The organism is Peribacillus sp. NPDC056705 (assembly GCF_043656335.1).
The window spans coordinates 1,658-3,419 of record NZ_JBHTYI010000078.1 but is presented as its reverse complement, the minus strand read 5'-3'; the positions used below and the strand labels follow the sequence as shown (position 1 = coordinate 3,419).

General features: G+C 45.6%; 3 protein-coding genes and 1 pseudogene. 2 read left to right on the top strand and 2 right to left on the bottom strand.

Annotated elements, in window-relative coordinates:
* Both ACFRAK_RS27360 and ACFRAK_RS27355 read left to right on the top strand, forming a co-directional pair.
* A partial coding sequence (locus ACFRAK_RS27360; RefSeq protein ID WP_394572936.1) for a phage holin family protein occupies positions 1-235 on the top strand: 235 nt, incomplete at its 5' end.
* 66 nt (positions 236-301) lie between these two features.
* Complete coding sequence (locus ACFRAK_RS27355) at positions 302-457, top strand: hypothetical protein (protein WP_394572935.1); 156 nt, start codon at positions 302-304, stop codon at positions 455-457.
* A 128-nt stretch (positions 458-585) separates the two neighbouring features.
* On the opposite strand, the pseudogene ACFRAK_RS27350 reads toward ACFRAK_RS27355, so the two are convergent.
* Positions 586-1,446 (bottom strand): annotated as a pseudogene (locus ACFRAK_RS27350) (IS3 family transposase); the annotation flags it as partial.
* A 14-nt stretch (positions 1,447-1,460) separates the two neighbouring features.
* Positions 1,461-1,762: helix-turn-helix domain-containing protein (locus tag ACFRAK_RS27345; protein ID WP_394572934.1), on the bottom strand; the 302-nt coding region annotated here is incomplete at its 5' end.

The following is a 1,762-nucleotide window of genomic DNA, read 5'->3' as shown; positions in this document are numbered from 1 at the left end:
GTTCATGGTCGTTGCTGCCTGCTGGGTGATTGGGTATGTGCTGAAGCAAACGCCAAAGATTCCGAATTGGAGCATCGTATATGTCGTGATCGTGGTGTCCATCTTGTTCACGGCTGGTCTGATCGGCTGGAGCCTGGAAAATATCATACAGGGGATACTCGCCGGGGCGTTTGCCGTATTTGGTCACCAGACCGTGAAACAGACGCTCGAGGCATTTGCATCCAGGAAGAAATAACATCCTGCAACGTTCATCTCACCATACGTATACATCCACATAAGATCAACGCTGGAGGGGGATTCGATGAATAGCGAATTTTACGTAGGGTGGGGGACGCTTGCGTTAATCAATGCAGGCTTGGCCCAAGGGAAGAACAGATCGGGGCTTAACTGGTTTCTGCTGTCCCTCCTGCTAGGGCCGATTGCAACCTTCTGTGTCGTTATTGCCGGAAGAAGATGAATATAGAACGTGGAAAAAGGCCGCTTCCCGTATGAAGTGCTCCCTGTCAAGTAGACAGACTAAAAAACAAAATCATTAGTATTCAATATCCCCTCGGTTATCAAGACCGAGGGGATTACTTTTCTTAGTTAAGCTGCTCGTCGATATTCGTTAGGGGATAAGCCGTTTAGTCGTTCGGTGTATCGAAAACTATTGTAATAATGGATATAAGTTCTTACACTACGAAGGAGACTGTCATACGTATCGTATTTCTCCAGATAATAGCTTTCTGCTTTAAAGGTACCCCAGAATCGTTCAATGGGTTGGTTGTCCAAACACCGGCTTACACGAGACATACTTTTTGTAAACTTGTATCTCTTTTGAAGTTGTTTGTATTCCAGCGAAGTATACTGAAAGCCGCGATCACTGTGCAAGAGCGGCGTAGCATTCGGGTTTCTTTTATAAGCTTTCTTTACTGTATTCATGACCAGCTCATTGTTATTGGAATGGCTGAGTACCCATGAAACAACAGAGTTGTCATATCCGTCAATAATGGCACTCAGATAGGCCTTGCGGCCATTTCCGTACTTTAACTCTGTTACATCGGTGCACCACTTTTGGTTGGGGACCTCCGCTTGGAATTTTCGGTTCATGACATTCTCAGCGATATGAAGGACTGGAGCTTTCACGTAATTTGGCCGCTTTTTGCGAATCACTGCCCTTAATTGAAGGGCTCGCATGATGCGATAATACCGTTTACGGTTGTAACTTTTTTTAAGCTTACGATTCAACTGAGTACGCATTTGGCGATAACCGAGTATCCCGTTTCGTTTGTCATAGCGACGCTTGACTTCCTTGGCTAGTGCAAGATTTTCAAGTTCCCTGTCGGATGGCATCCATTTCAGCCACTTGTAATAGGTAGATCGGGCGATTCCTGCTAGCTCACAGAGCTTGGTGATCGCGTATCCTTTCTCGGCATGCAGTTCGGTAATCGCTTGATAGATGTCTGCATGCCGAACAAAGGTTAACGTGTATTTCTTCGCCGGATCTCTGCCAACTTTTTTGCGAGTGCATTCTCCATTTCTAAATGCTCATTTCGTGCCTCGAGTTCCTTGATCCGAAGCTTTAACCGTTCCTGTTCGTCTAGCTCTTCTAGCGGCTTTTTACGACCTCGGAGGTCTTTTAAGGCTTCATGACCACTCGCTTGATATTTACGAACCCATGCGTACACTTGCTGGTAAGAGACACCGTACTTGTCGATGGCTTTCTGGTAATCTAAATCATGAGCGATGGTGAATTGTACAATTTCAATACGTTCTTCGTAAG